Origin of the sequence: Salipiger sp. 1_MG-2023 (genome assembly GCF_030547555.1) — a bacterium.
Classification (GTDB): domain Bacteria; phylum Pseudomonadota; class Alphaproteobacteria; order Rhodobacterales; family Rhodobacteraceae; genus Salipiger.
This window is the reverse complement of the sequence record NZ_JAUOQN010000006.1, coordinates 46,837-71,010: the sequence shown is the minus strand read 5'-3', so window position 1 is coordinate 71,010 and position 24,174 is coordinate 46,837. Positions and strand designations below refer to the sequence as shown.

Annotated in this window: 24 protein-coding genes; 11 read left to right on the top strand and 13 right to left on the bottom strand. The window is 64.4% G+C overall.

Annotated features, from left to right (window positions below):
* The first annotated feature begins 12 nt into the window (after nucleotides 1–12).
* The 3 genes from accD to Q4543_RS04900 all read left to right on the top strand — a co-directional run bounded on the left by accD (nucleotide 13) and on the right by Q4543_RS04900 (nucleotide 2,589).
* A complete protein-coding gene (accD, locus tag Q4543_RS04910) occupies nucleotides 13–927 on the top strand; it encodes an acetyl-CoA carboxylase, carboxyltransferase subunit beta (RefSeq protein WP_303436662.1) in 915 nt (304 codons plus the stop codon).
* A complete protein-coding gene (locus Q4543_RS04905; protein WP_303436661.1) occupies nucleotides 924–2,198 on the top strand; it encodes a folylpolyglutamate synthase/dihydrofolate synthase family protein in 1,275 nt (424 codons plus the stop codon). The genes accD and Q4543_RS04905 overlap by 4 nt, the downstream gene beginning before the upstream one ends.
* Before the next feature lie 169 nt (nucleotides 2,199–2,367).
* Nucleotides 2,368–2,589, top strand: coding sequence for a hypothetical protein (locus Q4543_RS04900; protein ID WP_303436659.1), 222 nt, complete (start codon nucleotides 2,368–2,370; stop codon nucleotides 2,587–2,589).
* Between the two features lie 67 nt (nucleotides 2,590–2,656).
* Here the strand turns inward: Q4543_RS04900 and zapE are convergent, their stop codons facing one another.
* Nucleotides 2,657–3,736, bottom strand: a complete 1,080-nt coding sequence (zapE, locus tag Q4543_RS04895) for a cell division protein ZapE (RefSeq protein ID WP_303436657.1) — start codon at nucleotides 3,734–3,736, stop codon at nucleotides 2,657–2,659.
* Between the two features lie 137 nt (nucleotides 3,737–3,873).
* On the opposite strand from zapE, the gene Q4543_RS04890 reads away from it, so the two are divergent.
* A complete protein-coding gene (locus tag Q4543_RS04890; protein ID WP_303436656.1) occupies nucleotides 3,874–5,115 on the top strand; it encodes an MFS transporter in 1,242 nt (413 codons plus the stop codon).
* 17 nt (nucleotides 5,116–5,132) lie between these two features.
* Here the strand turns inward: Q4543_RS04890 and Q4543_RS04885 are convergent, their stop codons facing one another.
* From Q4543_RS04885 to Q4543_RS04870, 4 genes are read right to left on the bottom strand one after another with little or no spacing between them, the layout of a single operon-like run.
* Nucleotides 5,133–5,750: an HAD family phosphatase gene (locus Q4543_RS04885; RefSeq protein ID WP_303436655.1), complete on the bottom strand. Its 618-nt coding sequence runs from the start codon at nucleotides 5,748–5,750 to the stop codon at nucleotides 5,133–5,135.
* Nucleotides 5,751–5,754: 4 nt separating this feature from the next.
* The gene (locus Q4543_RS04880) at nucleotides 5,755–6,204 is read right to left on the bottom strand and encodes a YaiI/YqxD family protein (RefSeq protein ID WP_216006249.1); all 450 of its coding nucleotides are present in this window, start codon (nucleotides 6,202–6,204) and stop codon (nucleotides 5,755–5,757) included.
* Nucleotides 6,201–7,124: an AEC family transporter gene (locus Q4543_RS04875; RefSeq protein WP_303436654.1), complete on the bottom strand. Its 924-nt coding sequence runs from the start codon at nucleotides 7,122–7,124 to the stop codon at nucleotides 6,201–6,203. Before Q4543_RS04875 ends, Q4543_RS04880 begins: the two co-directional genes overlap by 4 nt.
* A gap of 30 nt (nucleotides 7,125–7,154) precedes the next feature.
* Nucleotides 7,155–7,334 (bottom strand): zinc-finger domain-containing protein, encoded by a 180-nt coding sequence (locus Q4543_RS04870; RefSeq protein ID WP_216006247.1) that lies wholly within the window; start codon nucleotides 7,332–7,334, stop codon nucleotides 7,155–7,157.
* A gap of 75 nt (nucleotides 7,335–7,409) precedes the next feature.
* Here Q4543_RS04870 and Q4543_RS04865 point away from each other — a divergent pair, with 75 nt between their 5' ends.
* Nucleotides 7,410–8,336, top strand: coding sequence for an ABC transporter ATP-binding protein (locus Q4543_RS04865; protein ID WP_303436652.1), 927 nt, complete (start codon nucleotides 7,410–7,412; stop codon nucleotides 8,334–8,336).
* An 89-nt stretch (nucleotides 8,337–8,425) separates the two neighbouring features.
* Here the strand turns inward: Q4543_RS04865 and Q4543_RS04860 are convergent, their stop codons facing one another.
* Together Q4543_RS04860 and Q4543_RS04855 are read right to left on the bottom strand one after the other, a co-directional pair.
* Nucleotides 8,426–8,794, bottom strand: coding sequence for a histidine triad nucleotide-binding protein (locus Q4543_RS04860; protein WP_303436651.1), 369 nt, complete (start codon nucleotides 8,792–8,794; stop codon nucleotides 8,426–8,428).
* A gap of 8 nt (nucleotides 8,795–8,802) precedes the next feature.
* Nucleotides 8,803–10,380 carry a DUF5928 domain-containing protein gene (locus tag Q4543_RS04855; protein WP_303436650.1) on the bottom strand — a complete coding sequence of 526 codons (1,578 nt, stop codon included), beginning with the start codon at nucleotides 10,378–10,380 and terminating at the stop codon, nucleotides 8,803–8,805.
* A 141-nt stretch (nucleotides 10,381–10,521) separates the two neighbouring features.
* On the opposite strand from Q4543_RS04855, the gene Q4543_RS04850 reads away from it, so the two are divergent.
* Nucleotides 10,522–11,340: a sulfotransferase family protein gene (locus tag Q4543_RS04850; RefSeq protein ID WP_303436648.1), complete on the top strand. Its 819-nt coding sequence runs from the start codon at nucleotides 10,522–10,524 to the stop codon at nucleotides 11,338–11,340.
* Here the strand turns inward: Q4543_RS04850 and Q4543_RS04845 are convergent.
* A complete protein-coding gene (locus Q4543_RS04845; RefSeq protein ID WP_303436646.1) occupies nucleotides 11,337–11,891 on the bottom strand; it encodes a DUF1285 domain-containing protein in 555 nt (184 codons plus the stop codon). The genes Q4543_RS04850 and Q4543_RS04845 overlap by 4 nt on opposite strands.
* A 69-nt stretch (nucleotides 11,892–11,960) precedes the next feature.
* Here Q4543_RS04845 and Q4543_RS04840 point away from each other — a divergent pair, with 69 nt between their 5' ends.
* Genes Q4543_RS04840 through Q4543_RS04825 form a run of 4 tightly spaced genes read left to right on the top strand, consistent with a single transcriptional unit; the run spans nucleotide 11,961 to nucleotide 18,635 of the window.
* A complete protein-coding gene (locus Q4543_RS04840) occupies nucleotides 11,961–12,962 on the top strand; it encodes a MoxR family ATPase (protein WP_216006241.1) in 1,002 nt (333 codons plus the stop codon).
* Nucleotides 12,959–13,837: a DUF58 domain-containing protein gene (locus Q4543_RS04835; protein ID WP_216006240.1), complete on the top strand. Its 879-nt coding sequence runs from the start codon at nucleotides 12,959–12,961 to the stop codon at nucleotides 13,835–13,837. The genes Q4543_RS04840 and Q4543_RS04835 overlap by 4 nt, the downstream gene beginning before the upstream one ends.
* On the top strand, nucleotides 13,834–16,599 hold the full coding sequence (locus Q4543_RS04830) for a DUF4159 domain-containing protein (protein WP_303436644.1): 2,766 nt from the start codon (nucleotides 13,834–13,836) through the stop codon (nucleotides 16,597–16,599). The genes Q4543_RS04835 and Q4543_RS04830 overlap by 4 nt, the downstream gene beginning before the upstream one ends.
* Entirely contained in the window at nucleotides 16,596–18,635 is a 2,040-nt protein-coding gene (locus tag Q4543_RS04825; protein ID WP_303436643.1) for a glutamine amidotransferase, read from the top strand. The genes Q4543_RS04830 and Q4543_RS04825 overlap by 4 nt, the downstream gene beginning before the upstream one ends.
* Before the next feature lie 3 nt (nucleotides 18,636–18,638).
* On the opposite strand, the gene Q4543_RS04820 is transcribed toward Q4543_RS04825, so the two are convergent.
* The 3 genes from Q4543_RS04820 to Q4543_RS04810 all read right to left on the bottom strand — a co-directional run bounded on the left by Q4543_RS04820 (nucleotide 18,639) and on the right by Q4543_RS04810 (nucleotide 21,307).
* The gene (locus Q4543_RS04820; RefSeq protein ID WP_303436642.1) at nucleotides 18,639–19,469 is read right to left on the bottom strand and encodes an NlpC/P60 family protein; all 831 of its coding nucleotides are present in this window, start codon (nucleotides 19,467–19,469) and stop codon (nucleotides 18,639–18,641) included.
* Nucleotides 19,466–20,842 carry a M17 family metallopeptidase gene (locus tag Q4543_RS04815; protein ID WP_303436640.1) on the bottom strand — a complete coding sequence of 459 codons (1,377 nt, stop codon included), beginning with the start codon at nucleotides 20,840–20,842 and terminating at the stop codon, nucleotides 19,466–19,468. Before Q4543_RS04815 ends, Q4543_RS04820 begins: the two co-directional genes overlap by 4 nt.
* Before the next feature lie 72 nt (nucleotides 20,843–20,914).
* Nucleotides 20,915–21,307 carry a hypothetical protein gene (locus tag Q4543_RS04810; RefSeq protein ID WP_303436721.1) on the bottom strand — a complete coding sequence of 131 codons (393 nt, stop codon included), beginning with the start codon at nucleotides 21,305–21,307 and terminating at the stop codon, nucleotides 20,915–20,917.
* 137 nt (nucleotides 21,308–21,444) lie between these two features.
* Here Q4543_RS04810 and Q4543_RS04805 point away from each other — a divergent pair, with 137 nt between their 5' ends.
* A complete protein-coding gene (locus Q4543_RS04805; RefSeq protein ID WP_303436639.1) occupies nucleotides 21,445–22,092 on the top strand; it encodes a carbonic anhydrase in 648 nt (215 codons plus the stop codon).
* Between the two features lie 2 nt (nucleotides 22,093–22,094).
* On the opposite strand, the gene Q4543_RS04800 is transcribed toward Q4543_RS04805, so the two are convergent.
* Together Q4543_RS04800 and Q4543_RS04795 are read right to left on the bottom strand one after the other, a co-directional pair.
* The gene (locus tag Q4543_RS04800) at nucleotides 22,095–22,391 is read right to left on the bottom strand and encodes a hypothetical protein (RefSeq protein WP_303436638.1); all 297 of its coding nucleotides are present in this window, start codon (nucleotides 22,389–22,391) and stop codon (nucleotides 22,095–22,097) included.
* A gap of 431 nt (nucleotides 22,392–22,822) precedes the next feature.
* On the bottom strand, nucleotides 22,823–23,845 hold the full coding sequence (locus Q4543_RS04795) for an aspartate-semialdehyde dehydrogenase (RefSeq protein ID WP_216006233.1): 1,023 nt from the start codon (nucleotides 23,843–23,845) through the stop codon (nucleotides 22,823–22,825).
* Nucleotides 23,846–24,174 lie beyond the last annotated feature (329 nt).

Genomic DNA, 24,174 nt, shown 5'->3' with positions numbered 1-24,174 from the left:
AAGGGCCCAGAGATGAACTGGATCACCAACTACGTCCGTCCCCGCATCAACTCGATCTTCTCGCGCCGCGAGATGCCCGAGAATCTCTGGATGAAATGCGACGGTTGCGGCACCATGCTGTTTCACCGCGAGGTGACCGACAATCTGGGTGTCTGCACCAACTGCGGTCACCACATGCACATCACGCCGCGTGCGCGCTTTGAGTCGCTGTTCGACGGCGGCGTGTTCAACGAGATCGCCGTGCCGGTGCCGATCGCCGATCCGCTTCATTTCCGCGATCAGAAGAAATATCCCGACCGGATGCGCGCCGCGCAGAAAACCACCGGCGAAAAAGAGGCGATGCTGGTCGCCGCTGGCGAGATCGGCCGCACCCCGGTGGTCTGCGCCGCGCAGGATTTCAGCTTCATGGGCGGGTCCATGGGGATGTATGTCGGCAATGCGATCATCAAGGCGGCGCAAGAGGCCAAGCGGCTCAAGCGCCCGCTGGTGCTGTTCTCGGCGGCGGGCGGGGCGCGGATGCAGGAAGGTATTCTGAGTCTGATGCAGATGCCGCGCACCACCGTCGCCATCCAGATGCTGCGCGAGGCGGGGCTGCCTTATATCGTCGTTCTGACTCATCCGACCACCGGCGGCGTCACGGCATCCTACGCCATGCTGGGCGATGTGCAGATCGCCGAGCCCAACGCGCTGATCTGCTTTGCCGGGCCGCGCGTCATCGAACAGACCATCCGCGAGAAGCTGCCCGAAGGCTTTCAGCGCGCCGAATATCTGCTGGAACACGGCATGCTCGACCGCGTCACCGACCGGCGCAAGATGCGTGAAGAGCTGATGACCATTCTGCGGATGCTGATGCACATGCCCCCGGCGGTGCATGGCGAGCTGCCGCCTCCGGGCGATCTGTCGGCGCCGGAGATGCCCGAGGAATGACGCAAGGCTCCGACGCCATCCTTGCACGGATGATGTCCCTGCATCCCAAGATCATCGACCTGACGCTGGACCGGGTCTGGCGTCTTCTGGCCGCGCTGGATCATCCCGAACGGCAGATGCCGCCGGTGATTCACGCCGCCGGGACCAATGGCAAAGGGTCGACCCTTGCCATGCTGCGCGCCGGATACGACGGCGCGGGCAAGACGGTGCATGCCTATACCTCGCCGCATCTTGCGCGCTTTCACGAGCGCATTCGCGTCGCGGGCAAGCTTATCGACGAAGACGCGCTGAGCGCGGTTCTCGATGAATGCTGGCAGCGCAATGGCGGCGAGAGCATCACTTATTTCGAAATCACCACCTGCGCCGCCTATCTGGCCTTTTCGCGCAGCGCTGCCGATGTGGCGCTGATCGAGACCGGCCTTGGCGGGCGGCTGGATGCGACCAATGTGTTCGACGCCCCGGCGCTGACAGTGATCACGCCGATCTCGCTGGATCATCAGCAATATCTGGGCGAAACGCTGGCCGAGATCGCTGGCGAAAAGGCCGGTATCCTCAAGCGCGGCGTGCCCTGCGTGGTTGGCCCGCAGCCAGAGGAGGCGATGCAGGTGATCGAGGCCCGTGCCGCCCGTCTGGGCGCGCCGCTGCTGGCGCATGGCCAGCATTGGCAGGTCTGGGAAGAACGCGGGCGGCTGGTGTTTCAGGACGAAAACGGCCTGCTCGACCTGCCGCTGCCGAACCTGCCCGGCGCGCATCAGATCGAAAACGCCGGCGCGGCGCTGGCGGCGCTGCGTCATCTCGGGCTTGGCCCGGAGGCCTGCGAGGCCGCCGTCACCCGCGCCGACTGGCCCGCGCGGATGCAGCGCCTGACAGATGGGCCACTGCCCGCGCTGGTGCCGCAAGCCGAGCTTTGGCTCGACGGCGGGCACAACCCGGCGGCGGGCGCGGCGCTGGCGCGCCATCTCGGTGGCCTGCCGAAGCGGCCGACGCATCTGATCTGCGGAATGCTCAACACCAAAGATATCGCGGGCTATCTGCGCCCGCTTGCCGGCCACGCTGACCGGCTGACCGCCCTGTCGATTCCGGGCGAAGCCAATACGCTGCCCGCTGGCGAAACCGCACGGGTCGCGGCCTCGGTCGGCATGGTGTCGCAGGTTGCCGACAGCGTCGAGGACGCGCTGCAGCGCATCGCCAGCGACACACCCGAGGCGCGCATCCTGATCTGTGGCTCGCTCTATCTGGCGGGTGACGTTCTACGCAAACAGGGCGGCTGAGGCGGCAATCTGCCTGATCTAAAACGTTTTATTGTAAATTCGGACAAATTCCCTTGGGCGAATCACTTTTGCTTGACCGATTCGCTGCCGGTTGACTATATATTGTGGCAGACACGCTATGAGGACACGCTGCCACGGCGTTTCTGCTGTATCTAGGGGATGAACATTCATGCTGCGCAAGATTTGCCGCGCGCTGACGCTTGGGCTGTGCCGTTTTTCTGGCCGCGTCCCTGCGAAAGCTGCGGACGTCATCGACGAGGTCTCGTCGCGCGGCGCTTGCGCGACTGGCCAGACAGTTCTTTCCCTCGCCATTTTCGACGCGATGCGCAACGCGCTCGCGACTCCCGACCAATTCAAGGTCGGTCAGACACTGACACTCCCAGTGCGCTGACCGAAAAAACTGCAGGCAAGACCATCGAGCAACTGGGGCCGGCAACGACCGGCCCCATTTTTCTTGGCTAGAGTTCTTCGCCCCATTCGGCGGCCTGCATTTCGTTCAGGCGGCTGGCGGTGCGTTCGAATTCAAAGGCACCAGTGCCTTCGATATACAGGCTTTCTGGCACGTCTTTGGCGCTGACGATCAACTTGACCTTCGCCTCGTAAAGCGCGTCGATCAGCGTCACGAAGCGTTTGGCCTCGTTGAAGTTGCTGCGCCCGAGGCGGGGCACGTTTTCCAGCACCAGCAGGCGCAGCGCATCGGCGATGGCGAGGTAATCTCCCGGCCCCAGCATCTGCCCGCACAGGTCGTAAAAGCTGACACGGGCCATGCCGTTCTTGTAGCGCGGCAGGGTCAGCTTGCGCCCCTTGATGGTCAAGGTCAGCTCTTCTTCGTCGCCATGGGTCAACTCGGCCCAGAGCCGGTCGATCTCGCTGCGCGCGGCGGCGTCGACGGGGGTGAAATAGGTGCGCGCTCCGCGCAGGCGGTCCTGCCGGTGGTCGCGCTCGGAGGCCAGCTCGCGCACCTCGAGCCGGTCCTTGATCATCGCGATGAAGGGCAGGAACAGCTGCCGGTTCAGGCCGTCCTTGTACAGATCGTCCGGCAGCCGGTTCGAGGTGGTGACCACCACGGTGCCCGCCTCGAACAGCTGTTCGAACAGCCGCCCCACCAGCATGGCATCGGCGATGTCGGTGATCTGCATCTCGTCAAAGGCCAGTACCCGCACGGCGTCGCTGACCTGCTTGGCCATCGGCTTGACCGGGTCTTCGATGCCTTTGCTGCGCAGGCGGTGCAATTCTGACTGCATCTCTTGCATGAAGGCGTGAAAATGCACCCGCCGCACCGGCACATCGAGGCTGTCGACGAACAGATCCATCAGCATCGACTTGCCGCGCCCGACGCCGCCCCACAGGTACAGCCCGCGGATCTTTGGCAGCTCGGGTTTCTTGCGGAAGAAGCCGCGCCTTTGCGGCGTCTCGGGGGTCTGCGCCAACTCGGCGCGGATGCGTTCGAATGCGGGCAGGGCGGCCTGCTGCGCGTCATCGCGCGTGAGCCGTCCTTCGGTGACGCGGGCGTCATAGAGCTGGTGCAACGTGGTCATGCTGGGCAATTAGCGCGCGCCGCATCGTTTGTGTAGACCCGGCGTGCCGCACAGCGGCAAAGAGGATTGTACCCGGCACATTTCTGGCGTTGACCTGCCCGAGGCTGCGGCAGAATTTGCGCCGCAAAGGAGCCCTCATGACCAGCCAACGTCTTTTTACCCCCGTTCTGATCACCGGTTGCGCGATCATCCTGATTTCCTTCGCGGTGCGCGCCAGTTTCGGGGTATTCCAGATCCCGATTGCCGAGGAATTCGGCTGGGCGCGGGCGGAGTTTTCCATGGCCATCGCCTTGCAGAACCTGTTCTGGGGCATCGGCCAGCCGCTGTTTGGCGCGATGGCGGAAAAGATCGGCGATCGCAAGGCGGTGATCCTGGGGGCGATTGCCTATTCGGCGGGGCTGCTGCTGTCGTCGCAGGCGGTGACGCCGGGTGCGATGCAATGGTCCGAGGTGCTGGTGGGCTTCGGCATCGCGGGCACCGGGTTTGGCGTGATCCTTGCGGTGGTGGGCCGGGCGTCGTCGGAGGAAAACCGCTCGATGTCGCTGGCGATCACCACCGCGGCGGGCAGCGCGGGGCAGGTGCTCGGCGCGCCTGTCGCCGAGTACCTTCTGGGCATGTTCCCGTGGCAGACTGTGTTCATCGTCTTTGCCGCAGTGGTCATCGCCATGCTGCTGCTGTTGCCCTTCATGCGCGCACCGACGCCCCCGGCCAGCCGCGCCGAGCTGGAGGAATCGCTGGGTGCCATCCTGCTGCGCGCGGGACGGGACCCGAGCTTTGCGCTGATTTTCCTCGGCTTCTTCAGTTGCGGCTATCAGCTGGCCTTCATCACCGCGCATTTCCCGGCCTTCGTGACCGAGATGTGCGGCCCGATCGCGCCGGGCGGCATCCTGCACGGGCTGGGCATCACCACGACATCGGCGCTTGGTGCGCTCAGCATTGCGGTCATCGGCCTGTGCAACATCGTCGGCACGCTGACAGCCGGTTGGGCGGGAAAGCGGTTTTCGAAGAAGTACCTGCTGTCGGGCATTTACGTTGCCCGCACGCTGGCGGCGGCGCTGTTCATCCTGCTGCCGATCACGCCAACCTCGGTGCTAGTGTTCTCGGCGGCGATGGGCTCGTTGTGGCTGGCGACGGTGCCGCTGACTTCGGGGCTGATCGCGCATATCTACGGGTTGCGCTACATGGGCACGCTTTATGGTATCGTCTTCCTGTCGCACCAGCTGGGCGGCTTCCTCGGCGTCTGGCTGGGCGGGCGGATGTATGACCTGAACGGGGATTACACGCTGGTGTGGTGGATTGGCGTCGGCGTCGGTGCGCTGAGCGCGGTGGTGCACCTGCCGATCCGCGAAGTGCGGGGGCCAAAGCTGGCCCCCGCCTGATCAAAGCCCCGGCCTGATCAAATCACCGGTGCTTGCAGGACGCCATGCTTCAGCAGGCAGTCCTGCCAGCCCTCGGGGTGTTTGAACACATGGGTTTGCCAGCCGCGCGCGGCGGCTGTGGCGATGTTGTCCTCGCGGTCATCGGCAAACAGCAGGGTCGAAGGGGCAAGCCCGCAATCTTCCTCGACCATGCGGTAGATGTCTTCATAGGGTTTTACCGCCTTCATCTCGCCCGAGATATAGGCGCGGTCGTATTCGCGCAGGAAGGGGTAAACCTCGAGCCCCTGCTCGAACGGCCCCATGCCGATGTTCGACAAGAAGAACACCGGCACCCCGGCGTCGCGCAGCGCCATCAGGATGCTGACCGATCCGTCAATGGCCGGCGCGGCGAGCGAAGTCCAGTTGTCATGCCAGTGGCGGATTTCGGCGGCAAATTCGGGGTGGGCCTCGGCGCAATCATAAACCTGCTTGCGGAACGGCTCGCCCGCGTCGAGGCCTTCGTTCATGGCGTGCAGATCGACGGCGTCGAACATGGCGCGGCGACGCTCTTCGCCGATCAGCGCGTCGTAATACAGCTCGGGCTGCCAGCGGATCAGCACGTTGCCGATATCGAAAATCACGGCGGAAATGGCCATATGTCTATCCCTTAGCCTGTCGTAGCGCCTGTTCCAGCGCGCCCAGAAACCGCGAGCGGTCTGCTTTGGTGAACCCCTTGCCGCTGCCCCCTGATCCCAGAGGATTGGCGGCGCGCAGGTCGGCCATCAGATCGCGCATGGCAAGCTGCTGGCCGATGTTGGCGGCGGTGAACCGCTCGCCGTTGTGACGCAAAACCTGCGCGCCCGCCTCGATACATTTTGCGGCAAGCGGAATGTCTCCGGTCACCACCACATCCCCCGGCCCGCAACGCTCTGCGATCCACATATCGGCCACGTCCGGCCCGTCGGGCACGATCACCGTTTCCACCAGCGGGTTGCGCGACGGGCGCAGACCCCCGTTTGACACCACATACATGACACAGCGATGACGGGTTGCGACGCGCTCGGCCTCGTCCTTGACGGGGCAGGCGTCAGCGTCGATGTAAAGGCTCATCGCACCAGTCCTATGATGGTGCTCAGCGTGACGATGCTGAGCGCGGTTGATATCAGGATGGTCGCCGACACCCGCTGCGGCGCGATGCCGTAATGCTGGGCCATCATAAAGACATTGCCCGCCACCGGCATCGCGGCGGCGCTGATGGCAACGGCGGCCTGAAACGGTGTCACAGGGTAGATCAGGAACACCGCAGCGGCAACGCAAAGCGGGTGCAGCACCAGCTTGGCGAAGCTGAGCCAGCCCGCCACCGCCAGCCGCTCCGCCGATTTCGACGCCAGCGAGGCGCCGATTGCGAACAGGGCACAGGGGGTTGCGGCATTGCCGAGCAGGGTGACGAATTCGCTCATCACATGTGGCACCGGCAGGCCAAGCGCCGAGACCGCAAGCCCGGCGCTGATCGACATGATCATCGGGTTGCGCAGCAGCCCCAGCGCCACCGAGCGGAAAATTTGTGCGCTGATCCGCCCTTCGCGGGCGCCGGCGACAAGAACGACCAGCAGCGTGGCAAAGACCACGAGGTCGATGGTCAGCATCAGGATGATCGACGGCACAGCCGCATCGCCATAAAGCAATGACAGCATCGGCAAGCCAAGAAACCCGGCGTTGCCTATGGCGGCGGTCTGCGCCTCGATGGCGGCGGTTTGCAGATCCTGCCGACGGGCAAAGGCGACGGCGGTGGCGATACCATAGACCGCAAGGGTGCCTAGCAGGTAGGCCGAGGCAAGGCGTGCGTCGAAGATTTCCGCGATGGTCAGCGAGGCGGAGAACCGGAACAGCATCGCCGAGAGCGCAAAGAAGAACACGAACTTCGTCAGCGCGGCGGTGGCGGTTTCCGAAAAGAAGCCGCGCCGCGCTGCGCCATAGCCAAGGCCGATCAGGGCAAAGAACGGCACGGTTTCCAGAAAGATGGCAAGCATGTCAGGCGGGCCGATGCGGCCGCGCCGAGCTCAGACCTTGCCCTCGAAATCCTTGTGGACGTATTTCGCATCGCAATAGGGACATTCGACAAAGCCTTCGGTCTGCGGGATCAGCAGCCACACCCGCGGATGGCCAAGCGCGCCTTCGCCACCGTCGCAGGCGATGCGCCAGCTGTCGACAACCTTGGTTTCGGGGGCTTGCGTCGTCATGGCCGAGGTTTCCTTTTCGTCGCACCTGCACTACCTGCGTTATGGGCGGAAAAAACCACAGGAGCAAGGCTCGGGATGACTAGCGACGCGATCCGGATCGAGGGTCTGAGCAAGACCTATGCAGGCGGCAAACAGGCGCTGAAGGGCATCGACCTGACGATCCCGCAAGGAGCGATCTTTGGGCTGCTGGGGCCGAACGGGGCGGGCAAGTCGACGCTGATCAACATTCTTGCCGGGCTGGTGGTGAAATCGGCGGGCAAGGTGACGATCGCGGGCTGGGATCAGGACCGCAATCCGCGCCAGTCGCGCGGCGCCATCGGCGTGATGCCGCAAGAGCTGAACCTTGACCCGTTCTTCACGCCGCGCGGAGCGCTCGAGGTGCAGGCGGGGCTGTATGGCGTGCCCAAGCGCGAGCGGCGCTCGGATGAGATTCTGGAGATGATCGGGCTGACCGACAAGGCCGATGCCTATGCCCGCACCCTGTCGGGCGGCATGCGGCGGCGGCTTTTGCTGGGCAAGGCGCTGGTGCATCACCCGCATATCCTCGTGCTCGACGAGCCGACCGCGGGGGTGGATATCGAGCTGCGCCAGATGCTCTGGCGCAATGTGCGCCGGCTCAACGAAGAGCGCGGCATGACGATCATCCTGACGACGCATTACCTCGAGGAGGCTGAAGAGATGTGCGACGAGATCGCCATCATCAGCCAGGGCACGGTGGTCGCCCGTGACAGCACCCGCAACCTGCTGGGCCAGCTTGACGCCAAGACGCTGGTGATCGAGCCTGTGAGCATGCCCGAAACGCTGCCGCAGGCGCCGGGCATCACCGCAGAGCGCCGCCCCGGCGGACTGATCGCGCTGAGTTATCGCGCCTCGCAGATTTCGGCCGGGCAGGTGTTGGCGCTGGTGCAGGACGCGGGCATCGGCATCCGCGATGTGCGCACCGAGCAGGCCGACCTTGAAGATGTGTTTCTGGAGATCACCCGGGCGCGCGGGGCCGCCTGAACAGCTTGCGGTTCCGGGAGGGAGGGGGCCGGCCCCCTCGCCCTTGCGGGCTCACCCCCGGAGTTTGTCTGGCAAGATGAAGGGGCGGCTCAGCCCTGCTGCAGCATTCGTCCAAGCGGGCGGCCGCCGAGGATGTGGATGTGCAGATGGGGGACTTCCTGCACGCCGTGCTGCCCGGCGTTCGAGATCGTGCGGAAGCCGTCTGTCTCGACGCCTTTCATCTTGCAGACCTCGCCGATGGCGCGGGTGAAATCGAGGATTTCGGCGTCGGAGGCGTTGCGGGCGAAGTCGTCGTAGTTGACGTAGGCGCCCTTGGGGATCACCAGAACGTGGACCGGCGCCTGCGGGCGAATGTCGTTGAAGGCGAGGCTGTGATCGGTTTCCAGCACGGTATCGTTGGGGATCTCGCCGCGCAGGATTTTGGCGAAGATGTTCTGATCGTCGTAAGTGTAGGCCATTTTTGTCCTCAGTCGGCAAAGAGATGGTTGGTGGTGGCAAGTGCCATGGCCTTGTCTTCGCTGATCTGAAGAAAGGCGGCGATGGCGCGGGCGTTCTGGTCTGGGTCGGCGATTTCGCGCAGACGGTGGTGGTTGGCAAAGCTCTTGTCGCGGATATTGTCGCTTTCCAGAACGGTGTCGGTGCGGATCGTGGGCAGTAGGCGTGACAGGGTTTCGCGCGGCGTGCGCTCGCCTGCAAGGCCAACGCGCATGGCGTGACCGATCAGGTAGAGATCGGAGAACTGGCAGTCGATTTCCAGCAGCCGGGTGAGCGAGCGGTCGCGGCAGAAATCCTCGATCAGGTCGAGGTTGGAGGGATCGAGGCAGATCAGCAGCCGGTCGCTGTCATAATAATCGTAGAGCATCCGCAGCAATGCGCGCCGGTGGCGGTGGCGTTTGTCCATGGTGGCCTGAATACCGCCGAGGTCGGGCAGCGCGCAGCTGTCTTCGTTGAACAGGTATTCGATGCAGGGAACGTTGGTCATCTGGCGCATGCGGTTCACCAGCCGTTTCGCCACGTGCCATTTCTTGCAGATCACGATCAGCAATTCGCGTTCGCGCCCGAGGGTTGATTCGGTTTCCCAGAAACGCGGGGCGAAACGGCGGCCGGTGCGGCCCTTGCCGGTGAGGAAGGTGAAGAGCGAGCGCCCCTCGTTCGAGATCTGGAACTGCGCGCCTTCGGTGGAATAGAGCACGCCGAGGCGGCGGCGCAGGTCACGCGCTTCGGCCGAGATCTTGCGGGCAAACAGGAAATCCTGACTGAGCAGCAGGTCGTAATGGTCGTTGTAGAAGGTCACTGGCATGCCGTAATCGGTGAACATCAGGAAGGTCAGTGTGCGGTTGTCGATTTCCTGTTCCGGCACGAGATGGCGCACGAGGGTCTGAAAGAACGTCTCGTCGGGAATCCAAGTGCTGCGGAAGAAGCGTATCACGTCAGGGCGCTGCCTGCAAAAATCGAGGATCCACTCCACCGTGCGCCGGCGCAGGCACCACCATTGCGAGCCGATCATCACCTCGATGTCCTTGGGGATCTCGCGCGTAAGGCGGAGCTTTTTCTGAAGCTCGAACAGGGCGTAGAAGCGTTTCTTCTGGGTGCGTTCGTTGAACCAGTGGCGATAGATCAGGCGCTCTTCGCGCCAGCCGGTCTTGATCCAGTCGGATTTGAAATAATCGAAGCTTTCGATGTAGTCGATTTCGCGCCGATCCAGAAAATCATGCGCGTATTGCGCCGATTTGATCGCCATGCAATCGCCCGAGAGCATGTAGAAATGCGTGGCGCGCGGGAAGGCATCGATGGCTGCGCCGAGGGCGTGCAGCGTTGCCTGCACCAGCGACCATTCACCCCAGCCGCATTTGACGCGCCGCGGCGCGAAGGTGACATTGGGGTTGTCTGCCAGCGCCTTATGGATCCTGTCGAAATCGGCCTGCGGGGCGCGCGCATCGAAATGGATCGACATGCAATCGCCCACGGCGGTCAGGCTCTGCGCCTGTTTGATGACGGCGTCAGGGTCCTTGTGACACAGCAAGATGAAGGCGATCTTGGCCATAAGCCCCGTGGGTTGCTATCGTTCCGGGTGAGTGTTTCGGTGATAAAGCTGAACGGGCGTTGAAGAAACCGTGTTGTTCTGATTTCTTTCATCCCAAGGGGCTACAAGCAAGACGCAGGCCTTGAGAAGAGGGAAGAGCGAATGGGTTTTCCGGGCACCTGGATGACCGAGAGCGAGAGCATGGTGTACCGCGTGGTGCCCAAATGTGCCTGCTCTACGATCGGGCAGATCATGTATTACTCCGATCACGGCAGATTCTTCGACGGGGATATCCACGACGCAACCGACGGCCTGCACAAATGGGCGCGCGAGGACAGTCAGGCGGCGATCAAGGCCAACGTCAAGACGCGCGGAGCCTATGCGTTCACCTGCGTGCGCAACCCCTATACGCGGGTGCTGTCATCGTTCTTCGACAAGATCTGCGGCATTCAGCGCAACGGCAAGCGCTACCGCGGCAATCTCGTGCCGTTGCTGATGCAGAAATACGGCATCGAGGTCGGCGGCGAGGATGGCTCGGAAGATTTCGATCAGATCCGCAGTTTTCGCCGCTTTCTGCTGTTCGTGCGCGACACCATCCGCTGGCGCCGCCCGATGGAGCCGGATATCCACTGGTCTTCGGTGTCGGGGCATGTGTCGACCTTTATCGTCAACGGCGGGCGATACGATCAGATCTTCTGGACGGAGAAATTCAACGACGGCATGCAGGTGGTGCTTGATAACATCCGCTCGCCGCACAATGTCGATCTGGCGCAGATCCCCCGGTTCAACGAATCCGAAGGCCATGGCCCCAAGCGTCTGCATCCGGTCGAAGACTATTTCGACGATCTGTCGATGCATCTGATCTACGAGATCTACAAACGCGATTTCGAGCTGTTCCGCTACGATTTCGCCAATCCGGGCAACAAGATGCCGCTGGGAGAGATCGACCTCGACGAGGTGCACGCCAAGCTCGGCGACTAGCCTTCCAGCGCGAAGACCACCCCATTCGAGCGCACGCCAATGCGCCCGTCGTGCTCTTCCCCAAGCTCGGCAAGCCGGTAGAACGTCTTGCGGTCGATCAGCGCCTCGAGCCCGTCGCGCACCATGACATAGGGCGAGGGCGCGCCGGTTGCGGGGTCTTCGCTGACGCGGATCGGGCAATCTGGCCCTGCATCGGTGGTTTCGCCGACATTGGTGGTAAAGTGCAGGACCTGAGCGTCGCCATCCCCGATCACATCGACATCGACGGCAACAAAAGGCGCATCTTCGACGGTGATGATCCATTTCTCGACCGGAGAGACCAGAACGAATTCTTTACCATCTTTTCGCAGAATCGTGGAGAACAGGCGCACCAGCGCCTCACGCTGGATCTGTGTGCCCTCGTGCCACCAGCTGCCGTCGCGGCGGATCACCATGTCCATCGTGCCCGACAAGGGCGGGTGCCACTTGTGGACCGGTGGCGGGCCTTTCTTGGCGCTCGCAGAGGCAGCGAGCGTGTCGAGTGGCGTTGTAACGGAATTTTGTGATGTCATTTCTTTGGCACTTCCCGAACCCCGCGATACAGTTTGAACCAAGATCACCGAAAAGCAAGGAGTCGCATGATGGCCGAGGACCTGGTTGCCGAGATCGAGGCACTCGAAGACAAGCTGGCGGAGGCCAAGCGTGCGATCAACGCTCGCTTCATCGGTCAGGAACGGGTGGTCGAGCTGACCCTCGCCGCGTTGCTGTGCGGCGGGCACGGGCTGCTGATCGGTCTGCCGGGGCTGGGCAAGACCCGGCTGGTGGATACGCTGTCGACGGTGATGGGGCTGCACGGCAACCGCATCCAGTTCACGCCCGACCTGATGCCCGCCGATATTCTCGGCTCCGAGGTGCTGGAAACCGGCATGGATGGCAGCCGGGCGTTCAAGTTCATTCAGGGGCCGATCTTCTGCCAGCTGCTGATGGCCGACGAGATCAACCGCGCCTCGCCGCGCACGCAATCGGCGCTGCTTCAGGCGATGCAGGAAAAGGTGGTGACCGTGGCGGGCGAGACGCGGCATCTGGCGGCGCCCTTCCACGTGCTGGCAACCCAGAACCCGATCGAACAGGAAGGCACCTATCCGCTGCCCGAGGCGCAGCTTGACCGGTTTCTCGTGCAGATCGACGTGGCCTACCCGGACCGCAAGACCGAAAAGGATATCCTGCTGGCGACCACCGGCACCGAAGAGGCGCAGGCGCATCAGGTGTTCGATGCGGCCTCGCTGATGGCGGCGCAGACGCTGCTGCGGCGGATGCCGGTGGGGGATGCCGTGGTCGAGATGATCCTCGATCTGGTGCGCGCCTTTCGCCCCGATGAGCCGGGGGTTTCGCAACGGGTCCGGGACACCGTGGCATGGGGGCCGGGGCCGCGCGCGGCGCAGGCGCTGATGCTGACGGTGCGGGCGCGGGCGCTGCTCGAAGGGCGGCTGGCGCCGTCTCCGGCGGATGTAATCAACATGGCGCGCCCGGTGCTGGTGCATCGCATGGCGCTGACCTTCTCGGCGCGGGCGCGCGGCGAGGATCTTGGCGCGATCATCGACGAGGTCGCAAGCGGGCTTGCCCGCACCGAGGCGGCGGCTTGAGCGACACCGTCACCTATCTGCGCCGGGATGCGCAGATCGAGGCCTCGCGATTCCCGGCGCTGCTCGCGCGGGCCGAGCAACTGGCCGGAACTGTTCTGCTGGGCGAACACGGGCGGCGGCGTTCGGGGATGGGCGATGATTTCTGGCAATACCGCCCGCTGCGCAGCGGCGATTCGCTGCGCAGCGTCGACTGGCGCCGGTCCGCACGCGGTGACGAGCAATTCGTACGCGAACGCGAATGGCAGATCGCGCAATCGGTGCAGCTCTGGGTCGATCCGGGGGCGTCGATGCGGTTTTCATCGTCGAAAGACTTGCCGCAAAAGGGCGATCGGGCGCGGCTGATCGCGCTTGCGGCCTCGATCCTGCTGATCCGGGGCGGTGAGCGGGTCGGCTTCACCGGCTGGTCGCTGCCGCCGCGCAATGGCGATGTGCAGGTGCTGCGCCTTGCCGAGGCCCTGTCCGAAGACACCGCCGAGGATTACGCGCTGCCCGAACATCGCGGCATCATTCCGCATTCGCGGGCGATGTTCGTGTCGGATTTCCTTGGCGATCTCGACACCGTGGAACTGGCGCTGACCAAGGCGGCGGATCGCGGCGTGCGCGGCGTGCTGCTTCAGGTGCTCGACCCAACCGAGGAGAGCTTTCCGTTCAAGGGGCGTACCATTTTCGAAAGCGTCGGCGGCAGCCTTGCGCATGAAACGCTCAAGGCGGGCGATCTGCGCGAGAGATATCTCGAACGCCTGATCGAAAGAAAGGCGCGTCTCGACCATTTGTCGCGGCTGACGGGCTGGCAATATCTGTGCCACCATACTGACGACAGCGCGCAGAACGCCTTGCTGTGGGTCTGGCGCGCGATGGATGGAGGCCACGGATGATCATGCTTGGCCCGCTGGGCTTTACCGCGCCGTGGCTGCTTTTGGGGCTTCTTGCCTTGCCGATCCTGTGGCTTATCCTGCGCGCGGTGCCGCCCGCGCCGATCCGGCGGCGGTTTCCGGGGGTCGCTCTGCTGCTGGGGCTCAGCGACGACGACACTGTTACCGACCGCACGCCGTGGTGGCTGTTGCTGATGCGGATGCTGGCGGTGGCGGCGGTCATCCTCGGCCTTGCCGGGCCGGTGCTGAACCCGCGCGGCGAAGCGGGCGAGCAGGCGGGCAATGGCCCGCTGCTGGTGGTGATGGATGCCAGCTGGTCCTCTGCAACCGACTGGACGCAGCGTCAGCAAGCGCTTGAGGCGCTGTTGACCCGCGCCGAACGCGCCGGGCGTCCGGTCGCGCTGTTGCGCCTGACCGCGCCCGACGAGGTGAGGTTTCAGGGCGCCGATGTGCTGAAGACCCGGCTTCAGGGCATCTTGCCCGAACCGTGGCAACCCGACGCGGCGCGCATGGACCGGGCGATTTCGCTGCTGCCGGATCAGGAATTTGACAGTTACTGGATGTCCGACGGGCTTGCCCGCGATAGCCGCGCCGCGATGCTGGCCGCGCTTGAAACCCACGGCAGGGTGACGGTCTTCGAAGGCCCGCGTGCGCATTACGCGTTGCTCCCCGCAACTTATGAGGATGGCAGCGTCACCCTGACGCTGCGCCGCCTGCGCCCGGGGCCAGAGGCCGAGATCTCCGTTGCGGCCCATGGGCTTGATCCGGCGGGCAACCCCGCGGTTCTGATGCGGGCAACGGCAGTCTTTGACCCGTCTGCCACCGAGGCCGCACTGGCGCTTGCCATGCCCGCCGAATTGCGCTCCCGCATCACTCGCTTTGAAATCGAAGGCGCGCGTAGCGCCGGGGCCGTGAGCCTGCCCGACGACAGCCTGCGCCGGCGCGAAGTTGCGCTTTTGGCCGGGAACGAGAACCGCGAGGGGCTGGAACTGCTGTCGCCGCTGCATTTCCTGCACAAGGCCCTGGAACCGACAGCCGATCTGCTTGACGGCGCGCTTGGGGATGTGCTGCCCGCCAACCCCGACGTGATCGTGCTGGCCGATGTGGCGACGCTGTCGCCCGGCGAAGAAGCGGGCGTGCTGCAATGGGTCGAAGAGGGCGGCACGCTGCTGCGTTTTGCCGGGCCGCGCCTTGCAGCAAGCGATGTCAGCCGCGACGGCGAAGACCCTCTGATGCCCGTTCGCCTGCGTGCCGGCGGCCGCAGCGTTGGCGGCGCGATGAGCTGGGGCGAGCCGAAGACCCTTGCGCCCTTCACCGAGGACAGCCCGTTTTACGGCCTTCGGATCCCCGCAGACGTGACGATTTCCTCGCAGGTCATGGCGCAGCCGGATCCGACGCTCGCTGCACGGGTGATCGCGCAGCTGACCGATGGCACGCCGCTGGTGACCCGCAAGCGCATGGGGCAGGGGCAGGTGGTGCTGTTCCATGTCACAGCCAATGCGGAATGGTCCTCGCTGCCGCTTTCGGGGCTGTTCGTGCAGATGCTCGAGCGGCTCGCAGTGTCGTCGATGCCGACCTCACCGGACCCTGCAGACCTTGCGGGCACGATCTGGCAGCCGATCCGTGTGCTCGACGCCTTTGGCCGCGTCGTCGATGCGGGCAATCTGCCCGGTGTCGCCGGAGAGAACCTGATGGGGGCATCGCTTGGCCCTGATCTTCAGCCCGGGCTGTATCGGGGCGAAGATCGCAGCCTTGCGCGCAACGTGATGACGCCTGACATGGCGTTCGAGCCTGCGGTCTGGCCGGATCGGATCGCCGTGGAAGGCCTGTCGCGCCCCGACGAAACGCCGCTTGCGGGCTGGCTGCTGGCGCTGACGCTGCTGTTGCTGATCGCGGATGCGATCGCGTCGCTTGCCCTGTCGGGCCGTCTGTCCGGCGCGCGCGCCACAAAGGCGGCGGCGGTGCTGCTGGCCCTTGCGCTTGCCGCGCCGCAAGCCCGCGCACAGGAGGACGCCGCCGCCATCGTTGCCGCATCCGAGGTGACGCTGGCCCATGTGCTGACCGGGGATCGCCAGCTTGATGATCTGGCGCAGGCCGGCTTGCGCGGGTTGTCGGATGTGCTGTACTTTCGCACCTCGGTCGAGCCTGCCGAGCCAATGGGCGTGAACCTTGAAACCGATGAGTTGGCTTTCTTTCCAATGCTCTACTGGCCGGTGACGGCGAGCCAGCCGACCCCGTCCTCCGAGGCCTATGCGCGTTTGAACGATTATTTGCGCTCGGGCGGGATGATCCTGTTCGACACGCGCGATGCGGATGTTGCCAGCTTCGGTGCGTCCAGCCCCGAGGGGCGCAAATTGCAGGAGCTGGCCGCGCCGCTGGACATTCCGCCGCTGGAGCCGATCCCGCAGGATCATGTGCTCACCCGCACTTTCTACCTGCTGCAGGATTTCCCCGGTCGCTATGCCAGCCGCGATGTCTGGGTCGAGTCCGCGCCGCCCGACGCCGAGATGATCGAGGGGATGCCGTTTCGCAATCTCAATGACAATGTGACCCCGGTGGTGATTGGTGGCAATGACTGGGCCGCGGCTTGGGCGGCGGATGATCGCGGCGCGCCGCTGGTCCGCATGGGCTCTGGTTTCGCAGGAGAGCGACAGCGCGAGATCGCCTATCGCTTCGGAGTCAATCTCGTGATGCATGTGCTGACCGGCAACTACAAATCGGATCAGGTGCACGTGCCTGCGCTTCTGGACAGGCTGGGCCAATGACCGGACAACTCGTTTTCGACCCGCTTCTGCCTTGGTCCGCAATTGCGGTGCTGGGGGGGCTTTCGGCGCTGGGCGTGATGCTTGCGCTGTGGCGCGGATTGCGCGGCTGGCCGCTGCGCTTCTTTGCTGGCGTGGTGCTGGTGGCGGCGCTGGCGCAACCCTCGTTTCAAGAGGAAGATCGCGCGCCGCTGTCCGATATCGTGTTGATGGTGGTCGACAAAAGCGCGTCGCAGCGACTTGCGGGCAGGTTGCAGACAACCGAGGACGCCGCCGCGACTCTAGCCGCGCGCCTCGAGGCGCGCCCGAATACCGAGGTGCGCCGCATCGAGGTTGGCGATGGCGACGGTGACACCGGCACCCAGTTGATGACCGCCCTGTCGGCGGCGATGGCCGAAGAGCCGCGCGGGCGGATTGCCGGGGTGTTCGTGCTATCGGACGGGCGGCTGCACGATCTGGACCGCGCGCCGAACCTGCCTGCGCCGATGCAGTTGCTGCTGACCGGGCGCGAGCAGGACTGGGACCGCCGGCTGGTGGTCAGCAACGCGCCGGCCTTCGCCATTCTGGGCGAGCCGGTGACGCTGACGCTGCGCATCGACGACGACGGCGCCGCGCCGCGCGCCGTTCAGGCACCGCTGGAGATCGAGATCGATGGCGGCGAGGCGCAAAGCTTCACCATCCCGGTCGGCGAGGATGTCGAATTGCCGATCGAACTGCCCCATGGTGGGCTGAACGTGATCCGCTTTTCCACGCCCGAAGCTGCGGGCGAGCTGACCGATCGCAACAACGCGGCGCTGGTGCAGATCAACGGGGTGCGCGACCGGCTGCGGGTTCTGCTGGTATCCGGAGAGCCGCATGCAGGCGGCCGAACCTGGCGCAACCTGCTGAAATCGGACAGCTCTGTCGATCTGGTGCATTTCACCATCCTGCGGCCTCCGGAAAAACAGGATGGCGTGCCGGTGAGCGAGCTGTCCCTGATCGCCTTTCCGACACGCGAGCTGTTCCTTGAAAAGATCGACGATTTCGACCTGATCATCTTTGACCGTTACAAGCGGCGCGGCATCCTGCCGTCGATCTATCTCGACAACGTGCGCAACTATGTTGAAACCGGCGGTGCGGTGCTGGTGGCCGCGGGGCCGGATTTCGCCAGCGCGGATTCGATCTATCGCTCGCCGCTGGCCGATATCCTGCCCGCCGAGCCGACCGCGCGCATCATCGACGAAGGTTTCCGCCCCAAGGTCACAGACCTTGGGCAGCGCCATCCTGTCACGGCCGGATTGGCCGGGGCCGAAACCTGGGGTCGCTGGCTGCGGCAGGTCGAGGTCGAACCAGGCGATGGCGAGGTGTTGATGTCGGGTGTCGACGACAAGCCGTTGCTGATTCTCGACCGCGTGGGCGAGGGGCGCGTTGCGCTTCTTGCGTCGGATCAGGCGTGGCTCTGGTCGCGCGGATACGAGGGCGGCGGGCCGCAGCTCGACCTGCTGCGCCGCCTGGCGCATTGGATGATGAAAGAGCCCGATCTGGAAGAAGAGGCGCTTTGGGCCGAGGCATCCGGCCAGTCGATGCGGATTATCCGCCGCACGCTTGAAGATTCCGTGGGGACAGTGACGATCACCAAGCCCGATGGCACGACCGAAGAGGTGAGCTTGTCAGAGGTGTCTCCGGGCCGGTTCGAGGCGCTATATGAAGGGCCGGAAATCGGGCTTTACCGGCTGGCCGAAGGCGACGAGATGGCGGTTATCGGGCTTGGCCCCGCCGCGCCGAAGGAGTTCGAGCAGACCATCGCCAGCGGCGATGCGCTTGAACCTGCGGTGAATGCGTTGCGCGGTGGGGTGTTGCGCCTTGAAGATGGGCTGCCGAGCATCCGCGCCGTTGCCGTGGGGCGGCCTGCGGCAGGGCGCGGCTGGATCGGGATTACCCCGCGCGAGGCCTATCAGACCATGGATGTGCGCCAGATCCCGCTGCTTCCGGCGTGGCTGACTTTGCTGCTGGCCTCGGCGTTCATCATCGGCGCATGGCTGCGCGAGGGGCGCCGCTAGGCGTCACAGCCGGGCGTGGCGCGTGACGGGGCCATCGCCTTGGGCGTTGATGCGGTTGACCGCCTGCGTCAGCCCTTCGAACGCGACCGCCATGTGGAAGGCATTGGCGTGCAGGATCTGGTCCGGACCGCTCACAAGGGCGACATGGCCCTTCCAGAACAGCAGATCGCCGCGCTGCGGCGTCGTGCCTTGCGGCAGGGTCTGGCCAAGGGTGTTCTGTTGCAGGTCGCTGTCACCGGGGCAGGCGCGGCCACAGGCAATCAGCGCTGCCTGAACCAGCCCGGAGCAATCAATGCCAAAGCCGCTGTTGCCCCCCCACAGATACGGCGTGCCTAGGTACAGCCCGGCGATGGCGACAGGATCCGCCGCAACCCCCTCGGCAAGGTGGGGCGTGGGAACCCAGCCGAGTTCGGTTTCGGTAAACCCTCCCTCGCGCCGCCCGGTGGCGGACAGGGCCGACAGGTGGGTCAGGGCGCATCGCTCGCGGGTCTTCATGTCGGGCAGCGGGTAGACATGCGTCTGCCGGACGCCGATACGCAGCGTTGGCGCAGGGCGCGCCGTGGCAGGTTGCACGGTTCCGTCCGCCAGCCAGCCGGCGTAATCAGCGCCCGGGGCATAGACGAACAGCGCGCTGCCGCGTTCTTCGAGCACATCGACCGCATCGCCATAGCGCAGCTGCCGTGCGCGCTTGCCGCCGGGCGTTTCGGCAAGATCGACCACCGAGACGCTGACAAAACAGGCGCGCGGGTCGACCGGCGTCAGGTCGGGGTATTGCGCCGAAAACACACGGCTGACGACTCGATCATTCGCGGGCCGCTGGCGGGCGTCGGTCACAGCCCGAGCACCGTTGGCAGCGCCCCGAGGATCGCGCGCGGCCCTTGGCCGGCCGCGCCCTTGGACCGGGCGGGCAAGGCCGACGGATTCCAGGCGTAGATGTCGAAATGCACGTAGGCGGGCGTGTCGGTGACGAAGCGGCGCAGGAACAGCGCGGCGGTGATCGAGCCCGCCATGCCGCCGGCGGGCGCATTGTCGAGATCGGCGATGCCCGGCTCGATCTTCGCCTCGTAAGGTTCCCAGAACGGCATCCGCCAGAGCGGGTCCGCCGCCGCAGTGCCCGCCGAGGACAGCGCTGCCGCGATACCATCGTCATCGCAGTAGAACGGCGCAAGGTCCGGCCCGACCGCGGTGCGCGCCGCGCCGGTCAGCGTCGCCATCGAAATGATCAGGTCCGGCGTTTCCTCATCCGCGAGCGTCAACGCATCGGCGAGCACCAGCCGCCCCTCGGCGTCGGTGTTGTTGATCTCGACCGTAAGACCCTTGCGCGAGGTCAGAATGTCCTGCGGGCGGAAGGCATCGCCCGAGACCGAATTCTCGACCGCCGGGATCAGCACGCGCAGTTGCAGATCGAGCCCGAGCGCCATGATCATCTGCGCCAGACCCAGCACATTGGCCGCGCCGCCCATGTCCTTTTTCATCAGCCCCATCGATGCGCCCGGCTTCAGGTTCAGCCCGCCGGTGTCGAAGCACACGCCTTTGCCGACCAGCGTCAGCCGAGGGCCTTGCGTACCCCAGCGCATGTCGATCAGGCGCGGCGCGCGCGGGCTGGCCCGGCCGACGGCGTGGATCATCGGGAAGCCCTCGTGCAGCGCGTCGCCTTCGATGATCTCGATGGTGGCGTCGAACCGGGCCGCAATGTCGCAGGCGGCGGCGGCAAGCTCGGCAGGCCCCATGTCCGAGGCCGGCGTGTTCACCAGATCGCGGGTCAGCGCCTCGGCCTCGGCGAGGATCTCGACGCGGGCGGCGTCGATGGCTTCGGGGGCGACAAGCTGGGCCATCTCCGGGGCGCTGCCCGCGTAGCGGGTAAAGCGATAGGAGGCCAGCAGCCAGCCAAGCGCCTCTTCCTCGGCTCTGTCGGCGGGCAGGCCCGAAACAATGCGGTAGGTGCCTTTGGGCAGCGTTCCCGCCGCCAGCACGAATCGCATCCGCTTGCGGGCCTTGTCGGTGCCATAGCCAATCAGCGCGCCCGCGGGCGTTCCATCCGGGCCGGGCAGCACGAGGGTTTCGCCGATGCCAGCCGAAAACCCGGCGGCCTCGACCCATGCCTGAACAGCTGCGTCCTGAGTGGCAAGCCAGTCCGGCAGGTGGCCCTGTTCGACAACGTGTACAGGCACGGCGTCAGCGTCAGGCGCGGCAAAACGGAATGGCATCTGGGTGTTTCCTTGCAGGTGGGTCTGGTGCGCCAAGCCTAGCGTCCCCATCGCCACCCGCAAGGGGTTGGATCAGACCGGAATATCCTGAAGATCCCACACCGCGTAGAGCGAGCGTTCGCCCACCCGCGCCATGCGCGCAAGCGTGGCGGCAAGCGCCACGGCATCGCCATCATCGATGCATTGCACGACATCGGCCGAGATCCGCGTCAGCGCGCTCATCCCGATCTGGTCGGCAATCGCGCCAAGCGTATGCGTACATTTGCGCATCTCGGCGAAATCCGTCGTTTCGTAAAAGCGATCAGCCTGCCCGAGCCGATAGGCAAGTTCTTCCATGGCCCGGCACAGGACATCTTCGCCCTCTTGTGCACCGAGCCGCTGGTAAAGTCCTTCCAGTCGTTCGGGATTCAAACCAGCCTTCTCGCTCGGCGAAAGCACTGCAACCTGTTCCACCACGCGTCCTATCCTTTATCGTGACCCCACGCTGTCAGGGGATACAGATCCATAGTTCCCAAAACGTTAGACCCGGATCATTTCTTCTCTCGAATTCCAGCAAAATTCAGCGTATTCCCGGGGGATCACCATGCGACCAGGAGGATGTGATGCACCGAGCGCGACCTCTCCCACAGTATCTTGTCCAGCGCTATCACGGCTGGAAAGCGACGAGCTATGCGGAGAACCACGCATGGTTTCGTCGGCTTGCCTCGCAAGGGCAGCATCCAAGGGCGATGATTATCTCATGCTGTGACAGCCGCGTTCACGTAACGTCGCTGTTTGGTGCGGATACCGGCGAATTCTTTATCCATCGCAATATCGCCAATCTCGTGCCGCCCTACGAGCCTGACGGCAAGCAGCACGGCACCTCGGCGGCGATCGAATATGCTGTCTGCGTGCTCAAGGTGGCGCATGTCATCGTCATGGGGCATTCCAGCTGCGGCGGCGTGCAGGGGTGCATCGACATGTGCTCGGGCAATGCGCCGGAGCTCGAGGATCAGTCGAGCTTTGTTGGTCGCTGGATGGATGTTTTGCGTCCGGGCTATGAGAAGGTGAAAGATCTGCCGGCCGAAACCCGTCCGAAGGCGCTGGAACATGAGGCGGTGCTGACGTCGATCGGCAATCTGCTGACGTTTCCCTTCGTGCGCGAGGCCGTCGAGTCCGAGGACATGACCCTGCACGGGCTTTGGCACGAGATCGGCACCGGCAAGATCGAAGTCTTCGATCCCAGCGAGGACGGCTTCGTCGAGATCTGATCTCAGGTATGAAGAACCGCCGAGCGTCCGTCTGCTGACATCGTCAGCGACGGGCGACCAAGGCGGTCGGACAGCGTCTTTAGCGGAACGCCGATGGCGGCGCCGGTGCTGATCGCTTCCCCGGTGTAGCACTCGACGAACAGCATGCGCCCGTCACGGAAATGCAGCTCATAGCCTTTGAGAGCAAGCGCAGCTGACAGGCTTTGCCAGTCGCGGGCGGCGTCGAGCAGCGGGCGCAGCACGATGCGCAGCATCGTTGCGGTTTCGGTATCAAGCGGGCGATGAAGCGAACTGGACATGGCCGGACCTTTCAGGGTGGGGGCCGTGCAAGCTTGCTGGGCGTCGGTTAATCAATGCCTGACGTGGCGCCCGTTGTGTGACCGGCCCGTGCCAATCCCATTCAGCATGAACATGCGCGCCAGCTGGCTTTCCCGCGCCGGACGGGGCTGTCTCTCGCAGAACCGCTGGCTGCGGGTGCGGGCGAAACAAGCGGTTTCGATGCGGGCGCGCTTCGACAGGAGCTTGCTTTGACACGGCTTCTGGTCGGTGTGCGGTGTCGTTCTCGCCGCCGGGAAGGCCGGTGAACCGATCCACGCCAGCCCCCGTGAAACCTGCCTTTGGCAAAGGGGCGGTGCGCAATGTTTTGAAATATCTTTCTTTTTAACGAAAGCGGCGGCGTCCCGCAGGAGCGCCGCCGCCAGTCAGTCAAATCCAGGAAAGGGGCGTCGTTTCAGCCCTTTTTCAGCGCTTTCTGGCCAAGGACCTCGGCGATCTGCACCGCGTTCAGGGCCGCGCCCTTGCGCAGGTTGTCCGACACGCACCACAGGTTCAGACCGTTGTCGATGGTCGAATCCTGACGGATGCGGCTGATGAAGGTGGCGAAATCGCCGACGCATTCGACCGGGGTGATGTAGCCACCGTCTTCGCGCTTGTCGACAACCATGATGCCGGGGGCCTCGCGCAGGATGTCGCGGGCCTCGTCCTCGTCAAGGAACTCCTCGAATTCGATATTGATCGATTCCGCGTGGCCGACAAAGACCGGGACCCGCACGCAGGTCGCCGTGACCTTGATCGACGGATCGACGATCTTCTTGGTTTCGACGACCATCTTCCATTCTTCCTTGGTCGAGCCGTCCTCCATGAAGACGTCGATATGCGGAATCACGTTGAAGGCGATCTGCTTGGGGTATTTCTTGGGCGGCACTTCGGTCACGGGGTTGTAGATCGACTTGGTCTGATCCCAGAGCTCGTCCATGCCTTCCTTGCCGGACCCCGACACCGACTGGTAGGTCGAGACCACGACGCGCTTGATCTTGGCGCGGTCATGCAGCGGCTTGAGCGCCACGACCATCTGCGCGGTCGAGCAGTTGGGGTTCGCGATGATGTTCTTCTTGGTGTAGCCCATCACGGCGTCGGCGTTCACTTCCGGCACCACCAGCGGAACATCGGGGTCGTAGCGATACAGCGAAGAGTTGTCGATCACCACGCAGCCGGTCTTGGCGGCCTTGGGGGCATATTCTTTCGTGGCCTCGGAGCCGACGGCGAACAGCGCAATGTCCCAGCCGGTGAAATCGAAGGTGGCCAGATCCTTGATCTTGAGAGTCCGCTCGCCAAAGCTCACTTCGCTGCCGAGCGACCGGCGCGAGGCCAGCACGGCAATCTCGTCCACCGGGAATTCGCGCTCGGCAAGAATGTTCAGCATTTCACGGCCCACGTTGCCGGTGGCGCCGACGACGACGATCTTGTAGCCCATCGGAGTCTCCTTCAGACTTTCACACTCAGGTGCCCCCTGGCACCCGGGCGGGTTGGCGCGCGTCATACCGCAAGGACTGCGTCTGCGAAAGAGGAGAGTAGGGGCGGGCTTGCCGGGCGCGAATCCCCAGTGCCGCAAAGCCTGCCCGCGTTCGGACACGCTTTGCCGGTTTTCCGGGCAACTGCCGGCATTGGCGCTGGCAAAATCCCCGCGACTTGCTCAAACGCAACGCGCTCGGTGAATTTTCGCCCATTTGTGCAAGTGCAGAAATTCCAGACTTGTCTAGGGAATGGGCAATCGCGTAGGAAATCCATAGTTTTGATCACAGG